The following is a 24,332-nucleotide window of genomic DNA, read 5'->3' on the forward strand; positions in this document are numbered from 1 at the left end:
CAATGAAAAACGCCGCTCCTTGAGACAGTGAGCGGCCTTACCACCTCTTCGATGAAAATATCATGGACGATACTCAAGAAATCACGCTGCTCAACTCTGCCGACGGGTTGGCGCTTCAAGCCCTGATCCCCGAACTGGTCGACGACTGCCCCGACCTGTACGCCATGGCGTATCAGATCGCCCAGGACATCCTCATTCGCTATCACATCACCGACCTCACACCGGACACGGTCTGGTGGCACCGGTTCCATGGTGCCCAAAGCAGCTCCAGGGCCTTTACCGGCTGGCAGCACATCCTGGAAAAACCCAAGGAATCCATGACCTTCCCGCAATTGGTCATGCAACGCTTCAGCGTCCATGACCAGGACAATGCCGACCTGCTGGATCTCTACGGCGGCTTTTACCGGGTGGGTGACGATGCCGAGAGTTACGATGAAAACAACGAAGTGCGCCTGCATGCCAGCGACGTGCTGAAAGCCTTCTGGGACATCAATTTCGCTGATCGCTACAAAACCGCCGTCGCGGCGTTCTGGGAAAAACACAGCGCCAACTTCCGCGCGCTGGCCAAATGCACGTTCATCGCCAAGGCCATTGAAGACTACGAACACGGACATCTGTCTGGTGAGCACTTCACCCTGGTGCTCAGCGCCTGCGCCGGCAATCTGGGCAGACCGCTGACCCGGCAGATGTTGCTGGACGAATCACCCGCCGGCAATGGTCTGACGATTCGCAAGTTCTGCATTGACGAGTTCGTGTCGACGGACATGTTCAGCATCACTGACGGCAGTGACCTGAACATTCTCTACGTTCCAGGCGAAGCCCAGGGTTTTCACGCCTTCCATAACGTCGAGGCGTTGCACGAATGGCTGGTCAATGAGGTCAAGGACGCCGAAGGCCGTGAACGCATGCTCATGCATTTCAAACAGCAAGAACGCGACATCGAGCAGGAAAAGCCCACGTCGCTGGGGCAAAAGCTCGCCAATTTCACCGGCGTTGGCCTGATCATCCACTTCCTGGAGAACACCGAATATGAAAACGTCGGCCTCACCCATGAGTACGACGTGCTACCGGATGAAAACACCGCCAACGACCACCACTTGCTTCACTACCGTGGCGAGATAATCAACGGCGATGCTTTCACCCATATGAGCCAGTCCACCCATGAGCGCATGTTGAGCGACGCCGATTACCTGCTGCACTCCAATGCAGAGCTGCGCAAAAAGCTGTGGATCGGCTATCTCAACGCTTTCAATCGCGTTTTTGGGCCGATGGCCGCAGCGGCATGGCCAGCGGCGCTGGTGGTCATAGGCGCGGGCATTGCCAATGTCGGCCTGCACATCGATCAAGCCATTAACGCCACGACCCAGGCCGAACGCAAGGCTGCAGTGAAAGGCGCCATCCTTGGCAGCGTGGACATCCTATTCAACCTGCCGTTCCTGATAGGGGCAAGCGAGTTCGCCCAAGCAGCGGAAGCCGAAGCGGAAACAGAAGCAGCAATCACGCCCGGGGAAGATGTGAAGTCGCCGAGCCCCCCGGTGCAACTGCCCATCGAATCCATCCAACCCACCCCGGGAGATACCGGCCTGTTGGCTCCTTTTGAAACCAACGAGATTCTCGACGGCTATTCTCCCGTCAGCGAAGAAGGCAAGTTCCAAGGTATCTATCAGCCTGAAACAGGGGGGAATTACATTGCCATCGATGACAGTTTCTATCAGGTCCGCTACAGCAACGAACTGAATGGCTGGACAATCATTGACCCGGTCAATCCCCACTCCTTTTACCGCAACATACCGGTGTACCTGGATGAAACGGGTGCTTGGGTGCCGATTACGCGTCCCGGTCTGGCGGGTGGTGGCTGGTTCTCCGATCTGTTCGCCAGGGCCGAGCCGGCCCTTCCGGACTTTGATGCCCCCGCGACGGCATACGATGTGCCACAGGACATCAAGCCAGCCCTCAAAAAGGCAGCCAATGGTTTGGAGGCAAAGGGAGATTTGAAGGACGGCTTTATCAATCCCAACAAGCCGGCCGATGAGCTGGAAGCCTTCAAAAGACTGCGCCGAAGGCTATACGACGACGCCGTGTCGTTTTATTCCCTGCCGCAACCCCAGTTGCCACCTAGGCCGGCGATCCCGTCGTTCGTTGCGAATGCCAGGTTCAAGGACATCATCAAAGTCATTTTCAAACGCTCACAAAGCCTGGTCATCGGTGAAGGTCACTCCAGCGTGGGCAGCAAACAGTTTCTGATCGAAAACATGAGCGTGCTGCGAAAACAAAAAGTCAAAACCCTGTACATGGAGCATCTGCTCACCGATTTCCATCAAGCGGATCTCGATGCGTTCAACCGCACCGGGGTAATGTCCGAGGATCTGGAACGTTATCTCAAGGATCTTGATGCTGGTTTCTCGACCGACCCGAGCAAACAATTCACGTTTGAACAGGTGGTCAGGGCAGCGCAACAAAACCGTATCCGCGTGCAAGCCATCGACTGCCTGGCCAGTTACCGCAGCGCCGGCATTCAGGGGGCCGATATCCACTTCCGGCAAAAAATGATGAATTTTTTCGCCCAACAGGTCATCAGCGCCGACCAGGCGGCCAGAGGCGCTCATCGCTGGGTGGCGTTGGTCGGGAACAGCCACGCCAATACCTATGGCGGGGTAGCGGGTGTCAGCGAACTTGAGGGCAGCATCGGCCTGCGTATTGAAAGTGTCGGCGCGGACGAGCTCGGCGGCATCAAGGTCGACCCGGGGGTGTCCGACGTGCCACGACCGGGACAGCCGCCCGGGTTCGCCAAAAATGACTTGTTGCTGCAAATCCCGACGCCGCCAAGCGTGGTGCTTGCACAAAGACTGGAGGATGGCCTGCCCAGGCCTGGCATGTACACCCTCAGCACCAGTACCGGTGAACCCATACTGGTTCATCGCAGCAGAACCGTCACCAACAACGGCATCGTGACCTGGGGGAAACTCGTTCGCACGCCCATCAAACATGATGCAGGCGGCTATTACATCGAACGGGATTCCTGGGAGATCAGCGGACGACGTTTTGCAACTACCGAGGGATTGAGTTCAGCGCTGCATAGGATGGGCTTGGCCCCCGTTCGACTCCCCGGTGTCTGAAACGCAAAAAGGCCGTGCGAACAGGGTTCACACGGCCTTTTACTGGCGATCAAACCGTCAAGAACGGCGCGGGATCATTCCCACTCAATGGTCGCTGGCGGCTTGCTCGACACGTCGTAAGTAACGCGGGAGATGCCTTCGATTTCATTGATGATGCGGCCGGATACGGTTTCCAGCAGTTCGTAAGGCAGGTGTGCCCAACGCGCGGTCATGAAGTCGATGGTTTCCACGGCACGCAGGGCCACGACCCAGGCGTAACGACGGCCATCGCCGACCACGCCAACCGATTTCACCGGCTGGAACACCACGAATGCCTGGCTGACCTTGTGGTACCAGTCGGCCTTGCGCAGTTCTTCGATGAAGATGTGGTCGGCGCGACGCAGCAGGTCGGCGTATTCCTTCTTCACTTCACCGAGGATCCGTACGCCCAGGCCCGGGCCCGGGAACGGGTGACGGTAGACCATGTCGTACGGCAGGCCCAGCTCGAGGCCCAGGCGACGGACTTCGTCCTTGAACAGTTCGCGCAGTGGCTCGACCAGTTTCAGGTTCATCTCTTCCGGCAGGCCGCCCACGTTGTGGTGCGACTTGATCACGTGCGCCTTGCCGCTTTTCGCGCCAGCCGACTCGATCACGTCCGGGTAGATGGTGCCTTGCGCCAGGTACTTGATGTTGTCCAGCTTGCAGGATTCGGCATCGAACACGTCGATGAAGGTACGGCCGATGATCTTGCGCTTCTTCTCCGGGTCAGCTTCGCCGGCCAGGTTGTTGAGGAACTGCTCCTCGGCATTGGCGCGGATCACCTTGACGCCCATGTTCTCGGCGAACATGGCCATCACTTGCTCGCCTTCGTGCAAACGCAGCAGGCCGTTGTCGACGAACACGCAGGTCAGCTGGTCGCCGATGGCTTTGTGCAGCAGCGCGGCAACCACGGAGGAGTCGACACCGCCGGACAGACCGAGCAATACGTTGTCGGTGCCCACCTGGGCGCGAACCTGGGCGATGGCGTCTTCAGCGATTTTCGACGGGGTCCACAGGGCTTCACACTCGCAGATGTCGAGGATGAAGCGCGACAGGATGCGGCCGCCCTGCTTGGTGTGGGTCACTTCCGGGTGGAACTGCACGCCGTAGTAACGACGCTCATCGCTGAACATGCCGGCGATCGGGCAGCTCGGGGTGCTGGCCAGGATGTGGAAGTCTTCCGGCATTCTGGTGACCTTGTCACCGTGGCTCATCCACACGTCGAGGCCGAACAGGCCATCGGCGTCGATGTGGTCTTCGATGCCGTCGAGCAGGCGGCTCTTGCCCACCACGTCGACACGGGCATAACCGAACTCACGCAGCTCGGAACCTTCAACCTTGCCGCCCAGTTGCTCGGCCATGGTCTGCATGCCGTAGCAGATACCGAAGACCGGCACGCCCAGGTCGAACACGGCTTGCGGGCAGCGAGGGCTGTTGGCTTCGTGGACCGACTCGGGGCCGCCAGCGAGGATGACGCCTTTAGGTGCGAATTCGCGGATCGCATCCTCGTCCATGTCGAACGGATGCAGTTCGCAGTACACACCGATTTCACGCACGCGACGGGCGATCAGTTGGGTGTACTGGGAACCGAAGTCGAGGATCAGGATACGGTGAGCGTGAATATCGAGGGCCATGATTCAGTCTCGTCTAAGTCATTCAGAAACAGTCGTGATTCAGAAACAACTCGGGGCTGAATAAAACAGCCCCGGTTGCTTAACTTGTTGCTTGAAGGCTCAACCTACGCGGTAGTTTGGCGCTTCTTTGGTGATCTGCACGTCGTGAACGTGGGACTCGGCCATGCCAGCGCCGGTGATCCGCACGAACTCAGGCTTGGTGCGCATTTCTTCGATGTCGGCACTGCCGGTATAACCCATAGAGGAACGCAGGCCGCCCATCAGTTGGTGGATGATCGCGCTCAGGGTGCCTTTGTAAGGCACACGCCCTTCGATACCTTCCGGCACCAGTTTCTCGGCGCCTGCCGAAGAGTCCTGGAAGTAACGGTCGGAGGAACCTTGAGCCTGGGACATGGCGCCCAGCGAACCCATGCCGCGATAAGCCTTGTACGAACGCCCCTGGAACAGTTCGATCTCGCCCGGCGCTTCTTCGGTACCGGCGAACATCGAGCCCATCATCACGCAGGAAGCACCGGCCACGATGGCCTTGGACAGGTCACCGGAGAAACGGATGCCGCCGTCGGCGATCAACGGCACGCCCGTGCCTTCGAGGGCAGCGGCGACGTTGGCGATGGCACTGATTTGCGGAACGCCGACACCGGCGACGATACGGGTGGTGCAGATCGAGCCAGGACCGATACCGACCTTGACTGCGTCAGCGCCGGCTTCGGCCAGGGCCTTGGCGGCAGCGCCGGTGGCGATGTTGCCGCCGATGACCTGCACTTCCGGGAAGTTCTGTTTGACCCAGCGAACGCGGTCGATCACGCCTTTGGAGTGACCGTGAGCCGTGTCGACCACGACGACGTCAACGCCGGCATTGACCAGGGCAGCTACGCGGTCACCGGTGTCTTTACCGGTGCCGACCGCAGCGCCAACGCGCAGACGACCTTGATCGTCCTTGCTGGCCAGCGGGTAGGCCTTGGCTTTTTCGATGTCGTTGACGGTCATCATGCCCTTGAGGGTGAATTTGTCGTCGACGATCAGCACGCGCTCGATGCGGTGCTTGTGCAGCAGTTCACGCACATCGTTCTTGTCGGCGCCTTCCTTGACCGTGACCAGACGCTCTTTAGGCGTCATCACTTCACGGACAGTGGCTTCCAGACGGTTCTCGAAACGCACGTCACGGGAGGTGACAATGCCGACCAGGTCGCCATTGTGCAGCACCGGAACGCCGGAGATGTTGTGCATGCGGGTCAGTTCGAACAGCTCGCGCACGGTGGCGTCGGCGTCGATGGTGATCGGGTCCTTGACCACACCGGCTTCGTAACGCTTGACCTTGCGCACTTCGGCAGCTTGCTGCTCGATGGTCATGTTCTTGTGGATGATGCCGATACCACCTTCCTGAGCCATGGCAATCGCCAGACGGGCTTCAGTGACGGTGTCCATGGCGGCAGAAACCAATGGAATATTGAGTTCGATGCCACGGGTAAGGCGGGTCTTGAGACTGACTTCGTTAGGAAGCACCTCGGAATAACCGGGCACTAGGAGAATGTCGTCGAATGTCAGAGCTTCTTGGCTGATACGCAGCATCGCGGGGGCTCCCGAGCGGGAAAATGGAAGCGCGCCATTATAGTCAGACACCCCCTCGGGTTCAATGTAAAACTCTGTCTATTCTCGACGCGGTGATCGACGGGGCTTCGAGAACCGAAATTCTCCGAGAACCGGGGCCGCTTGCGATGTTCGGCCGAACGGTTGTCCGTAGGATCAAGGCTTGCCCGCGATGGCGATCTTGAGGACGCCATCGCGGGCAAGCCTTGCTCCTACAGAAGGGTGCACGCTGGATCAACCGCACCTACAGTTCGACTTTGACCCAACTCACCGGCTGATCGAGCCAATCGGCGAATTCGTCGAGAAAGCTCTGCTTGAACCCGGCTTCAGCCCAGTTATTGAAGATGAAACCCAGGTTGGAGAAAGCGCATTCCTGCAAAAACAGAAAGCCGTTGATATCGTCTTCGTGCCCGCATTCGGGGCAGGTGAAGTTGTCGGTGCGCCCTGGCATCCAGTCTTCGAGGCTTTCGAACAGTGCTTCGCCAATTTCCTTGCGGCATTCGGCGCAGCCCGCTTCCTCAAGGAAACCCTTGGCCGGCGTATAGATGCAGCGCTTGGTGACGATTTCCAGGCCGTTGACCGGCTCACCGAACGGCAAGGCTTCCGGATGCAGCACCACCGCGCGCGCACCGTCGCCGATGGCATGGGCCATGCGATTGCCGGTACGACCGCAGGTGGTCAGTTCTTCGTGGATGATGTTCTTGCGCACCAGCCAACGCACAATCGCCCGCGCCCGGGGCTCGTGCACCGGCAGCGTGGAGATTTTCGGGACGATGATGCTTTGCGAATTCATGGGGTACAGGCCTGGAGCTTTGATGAAGGGGAAACGATCAACAACCCCTGTAGGAGCGAGCCTGCTCGCGATAGCGGAGTGCCTGCCAACATCAATGTCGACTATGAAATCGCTATCGCGAGCAGGCTCACTCCTACAGTAAATTGCGGCGAGCCCATAGAAGGTATAGGCCCGTGAGTGCGGTTTTTACAGCTCTACGACCACCGCCTGCGAAGCACGGGTTGCTTTGGCGCGAGCGGTTTCGATTGACTCGTCGCGCGCCAGTGCCACGCCCATGCGGCGCTGACCATTGACTTCAGGCTTGCCGAACAGACGCAACGCGGTATCCGGTTCGCTCAACGCTGCGCCGAGGTTGGCGAAAGCAGTCTGGGTCGACTGCCCTTCCACCAGAATCACCGCCGAGGCCGATGGGCCGAACTGACGGATCAACGGGATCGGCAGACCCAGAATCGCCCGAGCGTGCAAGGCAAATTGCGACAGGTCCTGAGAGATCAAAGTCACCAGACCAGTGTCGTGAGGGCGCGGCGAGACTTCGCTGAACCACACTTGATCGCCCTTGATGAACAACTCGACGCCAAACAGACCACGGCCACCCAAGGCTTCAGTCACCGCTTTGGCAACGCGCTCGGATTCAGCCAGGGCAATCGGGCTCATGGCTTGAGGCTGCCAGGATTCCTGGTAATCGCCCTTCTCCTGACGGTGGCCGACCGGCGCGCAGAAGGTGGTGCCGCCAACGTGGCGAACGGTCAGCAGCGTGATTTCGTAATCGAAATCGATAAAGCCTTCGATGATGACCCGACCTTTACCGGCACGCCCGCCTTCCTGGGCGTAATCCCAGGCTTTCTGCACGTCATCGGCGCTGCGCAACAGGCTCTGGCCTTTGCCCGACGAGCTCATGACCGGCTTGACCACACACGGGAAACCGAGGTCTTCGACCGCCTTGCGGTAATCCTCGAAGATGTCGGCGAAGTGGTACGGCGAGGTCGGCAGGTCCAGCTCTTCGGCGGCCAGGCGACGGATGCCTTCACGGTTCATGGTCAACTGCGCGGCGCGCGCGGTCGGGATCACGGTGAAACCTTCAGATTCCAGCTCGACCAGGGTCGCGGTCGCGATGGCTTCGATTTCCGGCACGATGAAGTGCGGCTTCTCGGCTTCGATCACGGCACGCAGGGCCGCGCCATCGAGCATATTGATCACATGGCTGCGGTGCGCCACCTGCATGGCCGGCGCGTTGGCGTAACGGTCGACGGCAATCACTTCAACACCCAGGCGTTGCAGCTCGATCACCACTTCCTTGCCCAATTCGCCACAGCCACACATCAATACGCGGGTCGCGGTGGGCGACAATGGAGTTCCGATACGGGTCATCTGAAGGTCCTCAAGGAGCGGATCATCGAGGGATGCGACGGCTGGCGCGCTTCCCATGGGGAGAAAGCGCGGCATTTTACATGAACTTCAGCTGACGACAGCCTGTTTGCGCAGACGCCAGGCCATGATCAGCCACACGGCCGTGACGCCGGCGAACTTCGAGCCCAGCGCGGTGATGATCACCCCAGGCGTCAGCGCGTCGATCATGCCGAAGAAGATAAAGGTATCGAGGGGAATGCTCAGGGCCGAACTTATCCACAGGCGATCATGCAACGGGCGCCGGGTGATGCTGAACACCAGCCAGTCGATGCATTCGGACACCGCGAACGCCGTAGCGCTGGCCAGTGCAATGGATGGATCGGACGTGACATAAGACAGCACCAGCGCGGCCAGCATCGCCGCAATCGCGCCGTGGCCGAAGCGGGTTTGCACCATGTCGCGCAACACAAACACCAGCCCGCCCCAGGCCGACCAGATGATGTCCAGGTGTGGCGCAGTGGAAAAGGCGTAGTTGATCAGCACGACGCTGCTGATGTAGGCGATCAGGAAGAGCATGGGAGCAGTAGTACCTGTCAATTTTGTGCACAGGGTACTTCATCTTCGGTACACAAATAACCTGTGGCGAGGGAGCTTGCTCCCGCTGGGGCGCGAAGCGGCCCTGAAATGAACGGGCTATACCAGATGGATTGGGGCTGCTTCGCAGCCCAGCGGGAGCAAGCTCCCTCGCCACGAAAGCCCACACCATTCAGCTATCGGATTTAGTCGGCAACATCCACACCAATCCACTGGCCTTGGCCCGCTCATGACACAACCCCAGCACCTTGCGGCGTTCGTCGTTGTCCATGCGGCTCCAACGGGTGATTTCTTCGACGGTGCGCTGGCAACCGGTGCAGATGTCATCGTCGTCCAGCGCACAGATGCTCACGCAGGGCGATGCCACCGGGCGTTCGCTAACCGTCATTCTTCCTGCTCGACAAGGTCGCGGGCGTAGCGCTGAGCGTTGTGCACGTAATGTGCAGCACTGGCTTCGAGCATTTTCTTCTGCGGTTCGGTCAGCTCGCGCACGACTTTGCCAGGCGAGCCCATGACCAGCGAACCGTCGGGAATTTCCTTGCCTTCACCGATCAGCGAATTGGCGCCGATGATGCAGTTCTTGCCGATCTTCGCGCCATTGAGAATCACCGCGTTGATCCCGATCAGGCTGTAATCGCCCACGGTGCAGCCATGCAACATCGCATTGTGGCCAATGGTCACGCCGGTGCCGATCGTCAGTGGATAGCCCATGTCGGTGTGCATCACGGTGCCGTCCTGGACGTTGCTGTTCTTGCCGATCAGGATCAATTCGTTGTCGCCGCGCAGCACGGCGTTGAACCAGACATTGGCGCCCTCTTCCAGTTTGACCTTGCCCACCAGCACGGCATTGGGTGCGACCCAGCTCTGTGGATGGGTTTCGACGCGGGCGTCGCCCAGGCGGTATTTCATTTGTGGTTTCCTCACAGCTCAGGCAGCCGCGTTTCCGGCCATTCGAACGATGGCTTCAGGTATTGATGAAGCTTTTGGGTGGCTGATGCAGGCTGATTTTCGCGTCATAGAGCAGATTGATCAACTCGACGACCATGATCGCCGTCAGCCCCCAGATCTTGTACTCGCCGTAGCGGTAACTCGGCACGTACCAACTGCGCCCCTGGTAATCGATGCGATGGGTGTGTTCGCGCGGGTCCTTGCGGAAAAACTCCAGTGGCACGCTGAACACCGCGGCGATTTCCGCATCGTTGGCCCGGTACTCGACGAAATCCGGGATCACGCCGACATAAGGCGTGACCTTGATGCCGTGCAGGGAGATCAACGGGCTCAGCGGGCCGATCACTTCGACCAGTCCCGGTGGCAGGCCAATTTCTTCCTCGGCTTCACGCAGGGCGGTGAAAATCAGGTCGGGGTCTTCAGGATCGCGACGACCGCCGGGAAAGGCGACTTCGCCGCCATGGGTCGAGAGGCCGCTGGCGCGCAGGGTCAGTACCAGTTCCGGTTCGTCACTGCGGGTGATAGGCACCAGTACGGCGGCCTCGGGGAAACGCAGGTCAGTCTCCAGCGTACGCGGTGTGTGATTACTTACCCGATGCAGTAGCTCGTCCAGCATGAGTGTTCTCGATCTGTGCCTTACGCTGCATCATGCACCAATCGCTGCGGTCGCCCAACCCCCCGGACAGTGGCGTGTCGCGAAACGACAACTTGCCGACAGACACCGCCGCACGCCAAGATAGGCGCAGCATTCAGGAACCCAAGCATGAAATTTTGCAGTCAGTGCGGCAACCCGGTGACCCAACGCATTCCCGAAGGCGATTCGCGCCTGCGGTTTGTCTGCGACAGTTGTCAGGCCATTCACTACCAGAACCCCAACATCGTCGCCGGCTGCGTCGCGACCTGGGGCACCCAGGTCCTGCTCTGCCGCCGCGCGATAGAGCCGCGTCGCGGTTACTGGACGCTGCCCGCCGGCTTCATGGAAAACGGTGAAACCATCGAACAGGCCGCCATCCGCGAAACCGCCGAGGAAGCCTGCGCCCGGGTGCGCAACCTGAGCATCTACACCCTCATCGATGTGCCGCACATCAGCCAGGTGCATGTGTTTTTCCGCGCCGAACTGGCGGACCTGGACTTTGCCGCCGGTCCCGAGAGCCTGGAAGTGCAACTATTCGACGAAGCGGACATTCCATGGGACGAGCTGGCTTTTCGCACGGTGGGCCGTACCTTAGAATGCTTCTTCGCTGATCGGCGGACCGAGGTCTACCCCGTACGGTCCGAATCGATCCCGCCGCTTGTTCAGCCTGCCATTAGTTGATGCCACTTTGGTATCATTCGTAGCCGCTGCAAATCGTGCCCTGCGGCAGCTCCCTACAAAAACATCTATAAATAAATAGTCGCGACACCTCTCTGGGGAATCGTTTCAATGCGCTGGTTGCTTGCCCTGTTCTGTTTGTCGGTTATCTCGGTGTCCCACGCTTCTGCCGTGGAAACCCTGAACGGCAAGGTCATCGAGAAAGTTCTGGTTCTCAAGTCCGCTCATCAATTGCAATTGATCAATGACGGCAAGCCGATCAAGACCTATCGCATTTCCCTGGGCAAACGTCCCAAGGGACCGAAACTGATGGAAGGCGACAAACGCACGCCAGAGGGTTTCTATTGGCTCGACTGGCGCAAGACCAGTGAAAAATTCAACCTGGCGATGCACATTTCCTACCCGAACATCAGCGACTCGGCCCGTTCGCGACGCGAAGGTGTCGATCCCGGTGGCATGATCATGATCCATGGCACTCCGGACACCGAAGACAACCCTGAACAACTGTTCCACACCCTGGACTGGACTGACGGCTGCATCGCCATGCGCAACATGGACATGCGCGAAGTCTGGAACCTGGTGCCGGACGGCACGATGATCGAAATCCGCCCGTAATTCCGACGACCATCGGTCGCCCCCGAAAAATAAATTCAAAAGATCGCGGCCTTCGGCAACTCCTGCAGGGTGAATACCATTTGCTCCTGCAGGAGTTGCCGAAGGCTGCGATCTTTGCTTCTCCATTTCCCACCCCTAATACCACTTGATACCAACGCCTGGTCTGCTCGGCCGTCCAGGCCCGCTTAGCTGCGTCCAAAGCCTGGCCAGTGCGTTGACATGGTATGCAAGTGGTATTAGTTTTCCGGCACACCCGAGCGACAATTCCTACATACGTTTCGGACAGCCAAACATGAACGACCTCCAGGCCCTGCGCCCCGACGACACTCAACCGACGCCGCTGTACCTGCAACTGGCGCGCAATCTGGAAACGGCGATCCATGCCGGCCAGTGGAAAGCCGAACAGGCGATGCCGTCGGAACGCAACCTCAGCGAAATGCTCGGCATTTCCCGTGTCACCGCACGCAAAGCCTTGGAAGTGCTGCTCGAACAAGGCCTGATCCGCCGCAACCAGGGTTCCGGCACGTTCATCACACCACGCCTGGAACAACCGTTGTCGCGCCTGTCGGGCTTCAGCGAAATGCTCCGGCTCAAGGGCTTCGTACCCGGCTCGCAATGGCTGGAACGGGAAATCACCCTGCCCACCCACGAAGAACTGATCCGCCTCGGCCTTTCACCCAACGACAAAGTCGCGCGCCTCAAGCGCCTGCGCAAAGCCGACGACACGGTCATGGCCATCGAGATGAGCACCCTGCCCGCCTCGATCATTCCCAAGCCGCAGGCAGTGGGTGCCTCCCTCTACGAATACCTCGACGGCATCGGCAAACCGATCGTGCGCGCGTTGCAGCACATTCAGGCGATCAACGCCTCGGACGAATTCGCCGCACTGGTGGGTATTGCTCCTGGCACCGCCATGTTGCTGATGACCCGGGTCGGCTACCTCGAAGACAACACGCCCATCGAAGTCACCGACACCTACTGCCGTAACGACTACTACGACTTTGTCGCGGAGCTGCGTCGCTGACCCACCGCTGCCGCCAAACAACGAGATTCCGACATGTCCGAAGACAACATCCTCACCAACCAAGGCTGGGTTCGCGGCCGGCTGGTTCACGAACACGGCAAGGTCGTCTCCATCGAAGGCGAACCCTGCGATCCGGCAGACAATGACCTGGCTTACCTGCTGCCGGGTTTCATCGACCTGCACGTACACGGCGGTGGTGGCAAAGACATCATGGAGGGCGCGCCGGCCTTCGAAACCATTACCAAAACCCATGTGCGTTTCGGCACCACATCGTTGCTGGCCACCACCATGACCGCGCCGAGCGAGGAAATCTTGCGCGTGCTCAAAGCCGTCGGCGAGTTCTGTGAGCAGCGGCCAGAAGGCAGCGCCCGGGTCCTCGGCGTGCACCTCGAAGGCCCGTACATCAACCCCGGCAAACTGGGAGCGCAACCGAATTTCGCCCACACCGCGCTGATGGCCGAAGTCGAAGCGTATCTGGCGCTGGCGCCGATCCGGGTGATCACCATCGCCCCGGAAATCGCCGGTCACGATGCGCTGATCAGAGCTCTCAGCGCCCGTGGCATCCGCATGCAGATCGGCCACACACTGGGCAGTTACGAGGAAGGCGTCGCCGCACTGGCAGCCGGCGCCAGCAGTTTCACCCATCTCTATAACGCCATGAGCCCGTTGCATCACCGCGAACCGGGGATCGTCGGCGCGGCATTGGCCCACGCCAAATACGCCGAATTGATTCCCGATCTCCTGCACGTGCACCCCGGCGCCATCCGCGTGGCGCTGCGGTCGATCCCGTGCCTGTATTGCGTGACCGACTCGACCGCCGCCGCCGGCATGCCTGACGGCGAATACAAGCTCGGCAGCCATACCGTGACCAAATGTCTGGGCGGTGTTCGCCTGCCCGACGGCACGCTGGCCGGCAGCACGCTGACCATGGATCAGGCCCTGCGCAACCTGGTGAAGATCGGCTTGCCGATCGCCGAGGCTTCGCAACGCCTGTCGCAATTCCCCGCCGACTACCTCGGCATCACCGACCGCGGGCGCTTGCAACCGGGTGCCTGGGCCGACTGCGTGCGACTGGATCGCTCACTGAAACTGACCGCCGTCATGGTCGAAGGAGAAGACATTGACTTCAAAAATGCTTGAGGAGGCGCTGTCCTCGTTCGAGGCCGTGCAAGCCCAACTGCAGCAACTCGACCCGCAAATGATCGAGATCGCCGGTCGCCTGCGCCGCCAGCCGCCGCAAGTGGCCATGACCGTGGCTCGCGGCAGCTCCGATCACGCAGCCAGTTATTTCGCCTACCTGACCATGCAACTGCTGGGCATTCCAGTGGCGTCGCTGCCGATGTCGGTGGTGACCATGCAGCAGGCGCCGTTGAAGGTCAGCGGCCAGGTCGCGTTCGCCTTCTCGCAATCGGGACAAAGTCCCGATCTGGTCAACAGCCTGCGCCTGTTGCGCAAACGCGGCGCGTTGAGTGTATCGATGGTCAACGCCGCAGACTCGCCGCTGGAAGCCGCCTGCGAATTCAGCCTGCCGTTGTTGGCCGGTACAGAAAGCAGCGTCGCCGCCACCAAGAGTTTCATCGCCACCCTCAGCGCCAGCGCGCGGTTGATCGGCCACTGGAAAGAGGACAGCGAATTGCTCGACGCCGGCCAGGCCTTGCCCGAAGGCTTGCGCGATGCCGCACGACAGGATTGGAGCCCGGCCATTGAGGCCCTGCGCGATTGTCAGCGCTTGATGGTGATCGGCCGTGGTGCCGGTTTCGCCATTGCCCAGGAAGCCGCGCTCAAGTTCAAGGAAACCTCGGCCATTCAAGCCGAAGCCTTCAGCAGCGCCGAAGTGCGTCACGGCCCGATGGCGTTGATCGGCGACAACTACCCGCTGCTGGTGTTTGCCCCACGGGGCGCCGAGCAGGCCGGTTTGCTGAGCCTGGCGACGGACATGCGCCAACGCGGTGCCCGCGTATTGCTCGCCGCGCCGGATGACGTGCTCGAACGCGACCTGACCCTGACCCGCGCAGAGCACCCGGCCCTTGATCCGATTCTGGCGATCCAGAGTTTCTACGTGATGGCCGCCAGCCTGGCCGTCGCTCGCGGCATGGACCCGGACCAGCCGCGGCACTTGAGCAAAGTCACGCGCACGCATTAAGAGATTCCTTGTAGGAGCGAGCCTGCTCGCGATGGACCTGAGAACGCCGCGCAGTGTCAGGTTCCCAGCGTAATCGTTGGCGACCATCGCGAGCAGGCTCGCTCCTACAGGGGAACGTTTGAACTTCCTGATGAGACCGAGCCATGCACAAAAACAATAAAGAGCTGACCCTCAGCGCCCCGCTCAGCGGCCCGGTGCTCACGCTCGCCAAAGTCCCGGATGCGGTGTTCGCCAGCGGCGCCATGGGCGACGGGATTGCCATCGATCCGCTGAACGATACCCTCCACGCGCCGTGTGCCGGTGTTGTGGTGCACGTCGCACGCACCGGGCACGCCGTGACCCTGCGGGCCGACAATGGTGCCGAACTGCTGCTGCATCTGGGTCTGGATACGGTCGAGCTGCAAGGCCAGGGCTTTTCCATGTTGGTGCAGGAAGGTGCGCGGGTCGCCAACGGCCAGCCACTGCTGCGCTACGATCAGGACAAAGTCGCGCAACAGTGCAAAAGCCTGGTCAGCTTGCTGATTCTCACCAATAGCCAGGATTTTCAGGCGCGCCCCATCACGCTCAAATCAGTGAAGGTCGGTGAGCCGTTGCTGCACATCATTCGCCGCCAGGGAGCCGGTGCACTGAATGAAGCTGAACTTGCCGGCGAAGTATTGAGCGGTCACATCCATATCGCCCACCGTGGCGGTCTGCACGCACGGCCGGCCGCGCTGATTCGTCAGACCGCGCAAGGCTTCAAGAGCAAGTCGCAGCTGCACTTCGCTGGCAAATCGGCGAACTGCGACAGCCTGATCGGGCTGATGGGATTGGCGATCGGCGAGCAGGACGAAGTGCAAGTCAGTTGTCAGGGACCGGACGCCGAAGCCGCACTGCAAGCCTTGTTGATTGCCTTGTCCACGGCGCTGGCCGAGGAGCACCACGCCGCCGCGCCAGTGCCGACATCGCAGCGCAACCGCGAGCCTGAAGCGGGTGTCCTGCACGGTGTATGCGCAGCGCCGGGGCTGGTCGGCGGGCCGTTGTTTCGCTTGAGCGCGATCAGCCTGCCTGCGGATGCCGGGCACAATGATCCAGCGCAACAGCGACAAACCCTCGACACCGCGTTGGCCCAAGTGCACAGCGAAATCGCCGACACCCTGTCCCACGCCAGAAAACACAAACACACCGACGAAGAAGCCATTTTTGCCGCGCACCTCGCCTTGCTGGAGGACCCGGCATTGCTCGATGCCGCCCATCATGCGATCGATCTCGGCATTGCCGCGACCCACGCCTGGAGCCAATCGATCGACGCGCAATGTGAGGTGCTCCAGCAGTTGGGCAGCGCTCTGCTGGCCGAACGCGCCAACGACCTGCGCGACCTCAAGCAAAGGGTGTTGCGCGCCCTGCTCGGTGAAGCCTGGCATTACGACTTGCCGCCCGGCGCCATTGTTGCCGCCCATGAACTGACTCCCTCCGATCTGCTGCAACTGAGCCAGCAAGGCGTAGCCGGATTGTGCATGGCCGGAGGCGGTGCAACCTCCCACGTGGCGATTCTTGCGCGGGGCAAAGGCTTGCCGTGCATGGTCGCGCTGGGCGCGTCGTTGCTGGTTCAGCAACAGGGTCAAGAAGTCGTGCTGGACGCCGATGGCGGTCGCCTCGAACTGGCACCGAGCGCCGAGCGTTTGGCGCAGGTGCGCCAGGTTCAATTGGACCGGCAACAACGTCGCTCCGAGCAACAGGCCCAAGCGCACACGCCGGCGCAAACCCTCGATGGCCTGCACATCGAAGTCGCGGCCAATGTCGCTTCCAGTGAGGAAGCGGCGCACGCCCTGGCCAACGGCGCCGACGGCGTCGGCTTGTTGCGTACCGAGTTTCTGTTCGTCGATCGCCACACTGCACCGGACGAACACGAACAGCATCACGCCTATCAAGCAGTACTGGATGCCATGGGCGACAAATCCGTGATCATCCGCACCATCGACGTTGGCGGCGACAAACAGCTCGACTACCTGCCACTGCCCGCCGAGGCCAATCCGGTGCTCGGTCTGCGCGGCATTCGCCTGGCCCAGGCCCGTCCGGAAATCCTCGACCAGCAATTGCGCGCCCTGCTGCACGTCTCACCGTTGTCGCGCTGCCGCATCCTGTTGCCGATGGTGACCGAGGTCGATGAGCTGCTGCACATCCGCCAGCGCCTCGATGCCCTGTGCAACGAATTGGGCCTGACGCAACGCCCGCAGCTGGGCGTGATGATCGAAGTCCCGGCCGCCGCGCTGCTGGCCGAACAACTGGCCGAACACGCGGACTTCCTGTCCATTGGCACCAACGACCTGTCGCAATACACCCTGGCCATGGACCGCGACCACGCCGGCCTCGCCTCACGCGTGGATGCGCTGCACCCGGCGTTGCTGCGATTGATTGCCCAGACCTGCGCCGGTGCTGCACAGCACAAGCGCTGGGTCGGGGTGTGCGGAGCATTGGCGTCCGATCCGCTGGCCACACCGGTGCTGATCGGACTGGGCGTAAGCGAACTGTCGGTGAGCCCGGTGCAGGTCGGCGAAATCAAGGACCGCGTGCGTCACCTCGACGCCAATGAGTGTCGGCGCATCAGTCAGGGCCTGCTGAAACTGAGCAGCGCCGGCGCGGTGCGTCACGCCTGTCATCAGCATTGGCCGTTGAGCTGAGCTCTCGACAACAAAAAACAAGAATCCAGGGAGAACCGCCATGTACCAACTTTTCATCGAAGGCTTGCAACGCCTCGGCCGCGCGCTGATGCTGCCGATCGCGATCCTGCCGATTGCCGGTTTGTTGCTGCGCCTGGGCGACACCGATCTGCTGAACATCGCGATCATCCATGACGCCGGCCAAGTGATTTTCGCCAACCTGGCGATGATCTTCGCCATCGGCATCGCCGTCGGTTTCGCCAAGGACAACAACGGCACGGCGGGCCTTGCCGGGGTCATCGGTTATCTGGTGATGATCTCCACGCTCAAGGTGCTGGATGCGAGCATCAACATGGGCATGCTCGCCGGGATTGTCAGTGGCTTGATGGCCGGCGCGCTGTACAACCGTTTCAAGGACATCAAGCTCCCGGAGTATCTGGCGTTCTTTGGCGGTCGGCGCTTCGTGCCGATTGTCACCGGCTTCGCCGCCGTCGGGTTGGGCGTGGTGTTCGGCTACATCTGGCCGCCGATCCAGCAGGGTATCAACGGCTTCGGCACCCTGATGATGGAAAGCGGCAGCTTCGGCGCGTTCATTTTCGGCGTGTTCAACCGCCTGCTGATCGTCACCGGGCTGCACCACATCCTCAACAACATGGCGTGGTTCGTGTTCGGCAACTTCACCGACCCGACCACCGGAGCGCTGGTGACCGGCGATCTGTCGCGCTACTTTGCCGGTGACCCGAAGGGCGGCCAATTCATGACCGGCATGTTCCCGGTGATGATCTTCGGCCTGCCCGCCGCCTGCCTGGCGATGTACCGCAATGCCCTGCCCGAGCGACGCAAAGTCATGGGCGGGATCTTCCTGTCAATGGCGTTGACCGCATTTTTGACCGGCGTGACCGAGCCGATCGAATTCGCCTTCATGTTCCTCGCGCCGTTGCTGTTTTTGCTGCACGCCTTGTTGACCGGCCTGTCGATGGCGATCACCAACGCGCTGAACATCCATTTGGGGTTCACCTTCTCCGGTGGCTTCATCGACATGATCCTCGGCTGGGGCAAGTCAACCAACGGCTGGCTGGTGTTCCCGGTGGGCCTGGCCTATGCCGTCATCTATTACCTGGTGTTTGATGTCTGCATCCGCCGCTTCGACCTGAAAACCCCGGGGCGTGAAGGTCTCGCGAGCGCCGCGCAGGTCGCAGTGGCCGACAACGAGCGGGCCGCGGCTTACATCAAGGCCTTGGGCGGCGCCGAAAACCTGATCACCGTCGGCGCCTGCACCACTCGGCTGCGCTTGGACATGGTTGATCGCAACAAGGCTTCGGACGCCGATTTGAAAGCACTGGGTGCCATGGCCGTGGTGCGTCCGGGCAAGGGTGGCAGTTTGCAAGTGGTGGTCGGGCCGATGGCCGACAGCATTGCCGACGAAATTCGCCTGGCCATGCCGGCGCTGGGTCGCGCGCTGATCTCAACCCCGGCAGTCGCAGTCGACGCACCGCCCGCAGCTACGGTGGCGGCATCTGAAGCCCGGCAATGGCTGAACGCTTTGGGCGGTGGCGACAATGTATTGCAACTCGATTGCGTGGCCATGACCCGCATTCGTCTGCAACTGGCGGATGGCAAGGCGTTGTCGGAGTGTGATTTGAAAGCGTTGGGCTGTCAGGGAATCAGCCCGCTGGAAGGCGGCATCTGGCATCTGTTGATTGGCGACAAGGCGCCGAGCCTGAGTGATGCGCTCGAGGCGTTGGTCAATCGCAGTGAGGTGAGTGCCAAGGTTTAGCTGTGGGCTGCCGGACAGACCGCCATCGCTGGCAAGCCAGCTCCCACAGTGTTCCGGGATATCCACAGTCAATGTGGTAACCACAAAACTTGTGGGAGCTGGCTTGCCAGCGATGGGGCCCTGACCGTCACAGCAAAAATTTGATCGTTCCCACGCTCTGCGTGGGAATGCCTCAACGGACGCTCCGCGTTCGGCTCTGGCGTGGACGCGGAGCGTCCCGGGCTGTATTCCCACGCAGAGCGTGGGAACGATCATCCTGAGCAATAAAAAACCCGCTGAAATCACTTTCAGCGGGTTTTTCATTTGAGCAGCAGAAGAATCAAAAATCCTCCAACCGCCACACCTCGTAAGCCGGCGTCTCGTAGGGATGGCTGTGTTTCAGAGCCGCCACTACCGGGCGAATCAACTCATCGGCCACCACCAGCTCAACTTTCCATTCCTCCACCCGTTCGACCTGCCCCGCTTCGCCAATGAACGGCTGGCTGCCGTCCAATGGACGAAACTGGCCTTGGCCCAACACCTGCCAGGCGCAGTGATCGTAAGCACCGATCCGTCCGCCACCGGCGGCGAATACGGCGCTTTTGACCACTTCGACATGACTGTCAGGAACAAAAAAGCAGAGCTTGTACACAGCGCTTAGTTCACCCAAACGCGAGCATTACGGAACATGCGCATCCAAGGTGCGTCTTCGTTCCAGTCTTCCGAACGCCACGAGTTCTGCACGGCACGGAACACACGCTCCGGGTGCGGCATCATGATCGTTACGCGACCGTCGCGGCTGGTCAAACCGGTGATGCCACGCGGCGAACCGTTCGGGTTGGCCGGGTAGGTTTCGGTGACCTTGCCGTGGTTGTCGACGAAACGCATCGCCACGCAACCGGACAGATCGGCTTCCAGCAAGGCTTCTTCGCTGGAGAACTCGGCATGACCTTCGCCGTGAGCGATGGCGATCGGCATACGCGAACCGGCCATGCCCTGCAGGAAGATCGAGTTCGATTCCTGGATCTGCACCATCGCCACACGGGCTTCGAACTGCTCGGAACGGTTACGCACGAAGTGCGGCCAGAACTCGCTGCCCGGGATCAACTCGTGCAGGTTGGACATCATCTGGCAACCGTTGCACACGCCGAGGGTGAAGCTGTCGTTACGCTCGAAAAAACCCTGGAACGCATCGCGGGCACGGCTGTTGAACAGCGCCGATTTCGCCCAGCCTTCACCGGCACCCAATACGTCACCGTAGGAGAAGCCGCCGCAAGCGACCAGGCCCTTGAACTCGTTCAGGTCGACACGGCCGGCCAGAATGTCACTCATGTGCACGTCGATCGCGTTGAAACCGGCACGGTCGAACGCCGCCGCCATTTCCACCTGACCGTTGACGCCCTGCTCACGCAGCACGGCAACCTGTGGGCGAATGCCTTTCTTGATGTAAGGCGCGGCGATGTCCTGGTTGACGTCGTAGCTGAGCTTGACGCTCAGGCCCGGGTTGTCTTCTTCCAGCAGCACGTCGAATTCCTGATCGGCGCAGTCGGCGTTGTCACGCAGGCGCTGGATCTGGTAGCTGGTTTCGGCCCACTGGCGTTGCAACAGACGACGCTGGCCTTCGAACACGGTGTCACCGTTGAAGGTGATGTTGATCTGACCGTTGTTGATCGGCTGACCGATCACCGACACGCAATCCCCCAGCCCGGCAGCGCTGAACTGCGCGAGGATATCCGGGGTAGCGTCCTGGCGAACCTGAATCACCGCGCCCAGCTCTTCGTTGAACAGGATCGCAGCGATGTCGGCGGAGGTTTCCGCCAGGCCGTCGAGGTTCAGGCTCAGGCCGCAGTGACCGGCGAACGCCATTTCCACGACGCTGGTCAGCAGACCACCGTCGGAACGGTCGTGGTAAGCCAGCAGGTGACCGTCGGCATTGAGGCCCTGGATCACCGCGAAGAAGGCTTTCAGGTCTTCGGCATCATCGACGTCTGGAGCCTGCTTGCCGAGCTTGCCATGCACCTGGGCGAGAATCGAAGCGCCCATGCGGTTCTGGCCTCGGCCAAGGTCGATCAGGATCAGGTCGGTGGTGCCCTTGTCCATGCGCAGTTGCGGGGTCAGGGTCTGGCGGATGTCAGTCACTGGCGCGAAACCGGTAACGATCAGCGACATTGGCGAAGTGACGGATTTGTCGACGCCTTCATCGTTCCAGCGAGTGGCCATGGACATCGAGTCCTTGCCCACCGGAATGGTAATGCCCAGCTCAGGGCACAGTTCCATGCCGACCGCTTTCACTGTGTCGTAAAGGCGCGCGTCTTCACCCGGGTGACCGGCCGCCGACATCCAGTTCGCCGACAGTTTGATGTCGGAGATCTTGCCGATGCGCGAGGCCGCGATGTTGGTCAGGGTTTCGCCGATGGCCATGCGGCCCGACGCCGGAGCGTCCAGCAGAGCCAGCGGAGTACGCTCGCCCATGGCCATCGCTTCACCGGTGTAGACGTCGAAGCTGGTGGCGGTGACGGCCACGTCGGCCACCGGGACCTGCCACGGGCCGACCATTTGGTCACGGGCCACGAGGCCGGTGATGGTGCGGTCGCCGATGGTGATCAGGAAGCTCTTGCTCGCGACGGCCGGGTGATGCAGGACGCGCTCGACGCAATTGGCGATGTCGAGGGTCGACGGATCGAAATCGTCGCCCAGCTCGTTTTCACGTACTACCGAACGGTGCATGCGCGGGGCTTTGCCCAGCAGCACTTCCAGAGGCATGTCCACCGGGCTGTTGCCGAAGTGGCTGTCGGTGACCGTCAGTTGCGGTTCGGCGGTCGCTTCGCCGACCACGGCGAACGGGCAACGCTCACGTTCGCAGATCGCCTTGAAGCGCTCGAAATCAGCCGGGCCGACCGCCAGAACGTAGCGTTCCTGGGATTCGTTGGACCAGATTTCGTGCGGGGCCATGCCCGGCTCGTCGTTTGGAATGTTGCGCAGTTCAAAACGGCCACCGCGGTCGCCGTCGTTGACCAGTTCCGGGAAGGCGTTGGACAGACCGCCCGCACCCACGTCGTGGATGAAGCTGATCGGGTTTTTGTCGCCCAGTTGCCAGCAACGGTCGATGACTTCCTGGCAGCGACGCTCCATCTCAGGGTTTTCACGCTGTACGGAAGCGAAGTCCAGGTCTGCCGAACTGGTGCCGGTGGCCATGGAGGAAGCGGCGCCGCCACCCAGGCCGATCAACATCGCCGGGCCGCCAAGCACGATCAGCTTTGAGCCGACGACGATCTCGCCTTTCTTGACGTGCTCTTCACGGATGTTGCCCATGCCGCCTGCGAGCATGATCGGCTTGTGGTAACCGCGAACTTCGTCACCGTGCGGGGTGGTGATCGATTGTTCGAAGGTACGGAAGTAGCCAGTCAGGGCCGGACGACCGAATTCGTTGTTGAACGCAGCACCGCCCAACGGGCCTTCGATCATGATGTCCAGCGCGGTAACGATGCGCTCGGGCTTGCCGTACGGCACTTCCCACGGCTGTTCGAAGCCAGGGATCTGCAGGTTGGAGACGGTGAAACCGGTCAGGCCAGCCTTGGGTTTGGCACCACGACCGGTTGCGCCTTCGTCGCGGATCTCGCCGCCGGAACCGGTGGATGCGCCCGGGAACGGAGCAATCGCGGTCGGGTGGTTGTGCGTCTCGACTTTCATCAGGATGTGCACCGGTTCCTGCACCGCGCCGTACTGGCGGGTTTCAGGGTCCGGGAAGAAACGCCCGGCCACGGAGCCGACGATCACCGAAGCGTTGTCCTTGTAAGCCGACAGAACGCCTTCGCTGTGCATCACGTAGGTGTTCTTGATCATGCCGAACAGGCTTTTTTCCTGGCTCTCGCCGTCGATGTCCCAACTGGCGTTGAAGATCTTGTGACGGCAGTGCTCGGAGTTCGCCTGGGCGAACATCATCAGTTCGATGTCGTGCGGGTTGCGCTTCAAGCCAACGAAGGCGTTGACCAGGTAATCGATCTCGTCTTCAGCCAAGGCCAGGCCCAGCTCGGTGTTGGCTTTTTCCAGCGCGGCACGGCCGCCACCCAACACGTCGATCGCGGTCAGCGGCTTTGGCTCGGCATGGCTGAACAGGCCGGCGGCTTGCTCAAGGTTGCCCAGGACGATCTGGGTCATGCGGTCGTGCAGAGCGTCAGCAATCAGTTGCGCCTCAGCATCGCTGAACTGGCCGGCAACGTAGAACGCAATGCCGCGCTCCAGGCGCTGGATCTTGGTCAGGCCGCAATTGCGAGCAATGTCGCTGGCCTTGCTCGACCACGGCGAGATGGTGCCGAAACGCGGCAGCACCAGGAACAGACGACCGGTCGGCTCCTGGACCGGAACGCTTGGACCGTACTTCAGAAGGCGCGCGAGCACCTGCTGTTCGTCGCCGGTCAGGACGCCGGTAACTTCGGCGAAGTGAGCGAATTCAGCATACAGGCCGCTGACAGCCGGAACCTTCTGGCTCAGTTGCTCAAGGAGCTTGCTGTGGCGAAAGGCGGAAAGGGCAGGAGCGCCGCGCAGGATCAACATCTTCGGGACAGCCTCGGGAAGGGGTGTGCTTTGAGGCCGTGCATTCTAGCCTAAACAGCCCGCGACATCACCCGAAACGCTACGCACGGTTGCACTCGAGTATCGATCTGTGTTTCTGCCTCGAAAGTCAGGTTAATCCGCGGTGAGACGAGCGCTTATTTTTACTGTAACAAAAAGCACACAAGTCCCATTCCTGCGGGGTTTCGGCCGGTTTTGTGATCTCTAGCAGACAAGCCCTTCGCTGTCGAGATA

Annotated in this window: 18 protein-coding genes; 8 read left to right on the forward strand and 10 right to left on the reverse strand. The window is 60.9% G+C overall.

The features are described 5' to 3' along the window. Positions 1–62 precede the first annotated feature (62 nt). Positions 63–3,116, forward strand: coding sequence for a membrane-targeted effector domain-containing toxin (locus D8U73_RS22000; RefSeq protein WP_130905797.1), 3,054 nt, complete (start codon positions 63–65; stop codon positions 3,114–3,116). Positions 3,117–3,190: 74 nt separating this feature from the next. On the opposite strand, the gene guaA is transcribed toward D8U73_RS22000, so the two are convergent. From guaA to D8U73_RS22045, 8 genes are all read right to left on the reverse strand, one after another. Next, on the reverse strand, positions 3,191–4,768 hold the full coding sequence (gene guaA / locus D8U73_RS22005) for a glutamine-hydrolyzing GMP synthase (protein WP_056855202.1): 1,578 nt from the start codon (positions 4,766–4,768) through the stop codon (positions 3,191–3,193). 99 nt (positions 4,769–4,867) lie between these two features. After that, complete coding sequence (gene guaB, locus D8U73_RS22010; protein WP_056855201.1) at positions 4,868–6,337, reverse strand: IMP dehydrogenase; 1,470 nt, start codon at positions 6,335–6,337, stop codon at positions 4,868–4,870. A 262-nt stretch (positions 6,338–6,599) separates the two neighbouring features. After that, on the reverse strand, positions 6,600–7,148 hold the full coding sequence (locus D8U73_RS22015; protein WP_130905798.1) for a sugar ABC transporter ATPase: 549 nt from the start codon (positions 7,146–7,148) through the stop codon (positions 6,600–6,602). 186 nt (positions 7,149–7,334) lie between these two features. After that, positions 7,335–8,516: a formate-dependent phosphoribosylglycinamide formyltransferase gene (gene purT, locus D8U73_RS22025; RefSeq protein WP_130905799.1), complete on the reverse strand. Its 1,182-nt coding sequence runs from the start codon at positions 8,514–8,516 to the stop codon at positions 7,335–7,337. A gap of 87 nt (positions 8,517–8,603) precedes the next feature. Beyond that, positions 8,604–9,071: a VUT family protein gene (locus D8U73_RS22030; protein WP_056855198.1), complete on the reverse strand. Its 468-nt coding sequence runs from the start codon at positions 9,069–9,071 to the stop codon at positions 8,604–8,606. Between the two features lie 190 nt (positions 9,072–9,261). Continuing rightward, positions 9,262–9,477: a DUF1289 domain-containing protein gene (locus D8U73_RS22035; protein ID WP_130905800.1), complete on the reverse strand. Its 216-nt coding sequence runs from the start codon at positions 9,475–9,477 to the stop codon at positions 9,262–9,264. Further along, positions 9,474–9,998 carry a gamma carbonic anhydrase family protein gene (locus D8U73_RS22040; RefSeq protein ID WP_047538150.1) on the reverse strand — a complete coding sequence of 175 codons (525 nt, stop codon included), beginning with the start codon at positions 9,996–9,998 and terminating at the stop codon, positions 9,474–9,476. The genes D8U73_RS22035 and D8U73_RS22040 overlap by 4 nt, the downstream gene beginning before the upstream one ends. Positions 9,999–10,053: 55 nt before the next feature. Further along, the gene (locus tag D8U73_RS22045) at positions 10,054–10,653 is read right to left on the reverse strand and encodes a CoA pyrophosphatase (RefSeq protein ID WP_056855196.1); all 600 of its coding nucleotides are present in this window, start codon (positions 10,651–10,653) and stop codon (positions 10,054–10,056) included. 147 nt (positions 10,654–10,800) lie between these two features. Between D8U73_RS22045 and D8U73_RS22050 the strand changes: the two genes are divergently transcribed. From D8U73_RS22050 to nagE, 7 genes are all read left to right on the forward strand, one after another. After that, positions 10,801–11,352, forward strand: a complete 552-nt coding sequence (locus D8U73_RS22050; RefSeq protein ID WP_056855195.1) for an NUDIX hydrolase — start codon at positions 10,801–10,803, stop codon at positions 11,350–11,352. A gap of 108 nt (positions 11,353–11,460) precedes the next feature. Continuing rightward, positions 11,461–11,964, forward strand: a complete 504-nt coding sequence (locus D8U73_RS22055) for a L,D-transpeptidase family protein (RefSeq protein WP_056855194.1) — start codon at positions 11,461–11,463, stop codon at positions 11,962–11,964. Positions 11,965–12,256: 292 nt separating this feature from the next. Next, positions 12,257–12,988: a GntR family transcriptional regulator gene (locus D8U73_RS22060; protein WP_056855192.1), complete on the forward strand. Its 732-nt coding sequence runs from the start codon at positions 12,257–12,259 to the stop codon at positions 12,986–12,988. A gap of 33 nt (positions 12,989–13,021) precedes the next feature. Then, a complete protein-coding gene (gene nagA, locus D8U73_RS22065; protein WP_130905801.1) occupies positions 13,022–14,128 on the forward strand; it encodes an N-acetylglucosamine-6-phosphate deacetylase in 1,107 nt (368 codons plus the stop codon). Next, positions 14,109–15,131: an SIS domain-containing protein gene (locus D8U73_RS22070; protein WP_130905802.1), complete on the forward strand. Its 1,023-nt coding sequence runs from the start codon at positions 14,109–14,111 to the stop codon at positions 15,129–15,131. The genes nagA and D8U73_RS22070 overlap by 20 nt, the downstream gene beginning before the upstream one ends. A 143-nt stretch (positions 15,132–15,274) precedes the next feature. Further along, positions 15,275–17,791 carry a phosphoenolpyruvate--protein phosphotransferase gene (gene ptsP, locus D8U73_RS22075; RefSeq protein WP_130905803.1) on the forward strand — a complete coding sequence of 839 codons (2,517 nt, stop codon included), beginning with the start codon at positions 15,275–15,277 and terminating at the stop codon, positions 17,789–17,791. Positions 17,792–17,831: 40 nt separating this feature from the next. Continuing rightward, a complete protein-coding gene (nagE, locus tag D8U73_RS22080; protein WP_056855188.1) occupies positions 17,832–19,547 on the forward strand; it encodes an N-acetylglucosamine-specific PTS transporter subunit IIBC in 1,716 nt (571 codons plus the stop codon). 319 nt (positions 19,548–19,866) lie between these two features. Here the strand turns inward: nagE and D8U73_RS22085 are convergent, their stop codons facing one another. Together D8U73_RS22085 and purL are read right to left on the reverse strand one after the other, a co-directional pair. Then, on the reverse strand, positions 19,867–20,178 hold the full coding sequence (locus tag D8U73_RS22085) for a YqfO family protein (RefSeq protein WP_130905804.1): 312 nt from the start codon (positions 20,176–20,178) through the stop codon (positions 19,867–19,869). A 5-nt stretch (positions 20,179–20,183) separates the two neighbouring features. Further along, the gene (gene purL / locus D8U73_RS22090; protein WP_130905805.1) at positions 20,184–24,080 is read right to left on the reverse strand and encodes a phosphoribosylformylglycinamidine synthase; all 3,897 of its coding nucleotides are present in this window, start codon (positions 24,078–24,080) and stop codon (positions 20,184–20,186) included. Positions 24,081–24,332: the final 252 nt, after the last annotated feature.

The organism is Pseudomonas sp. Sample_22 (assembly GCF_004307635.1).
Classification (GTDB): domain Bacteria; phylum Pseudomonadota; class Gammaproteobacteria; order Pseudomonadales; family Pseudomonadaceae; genus Aquipseudomonas.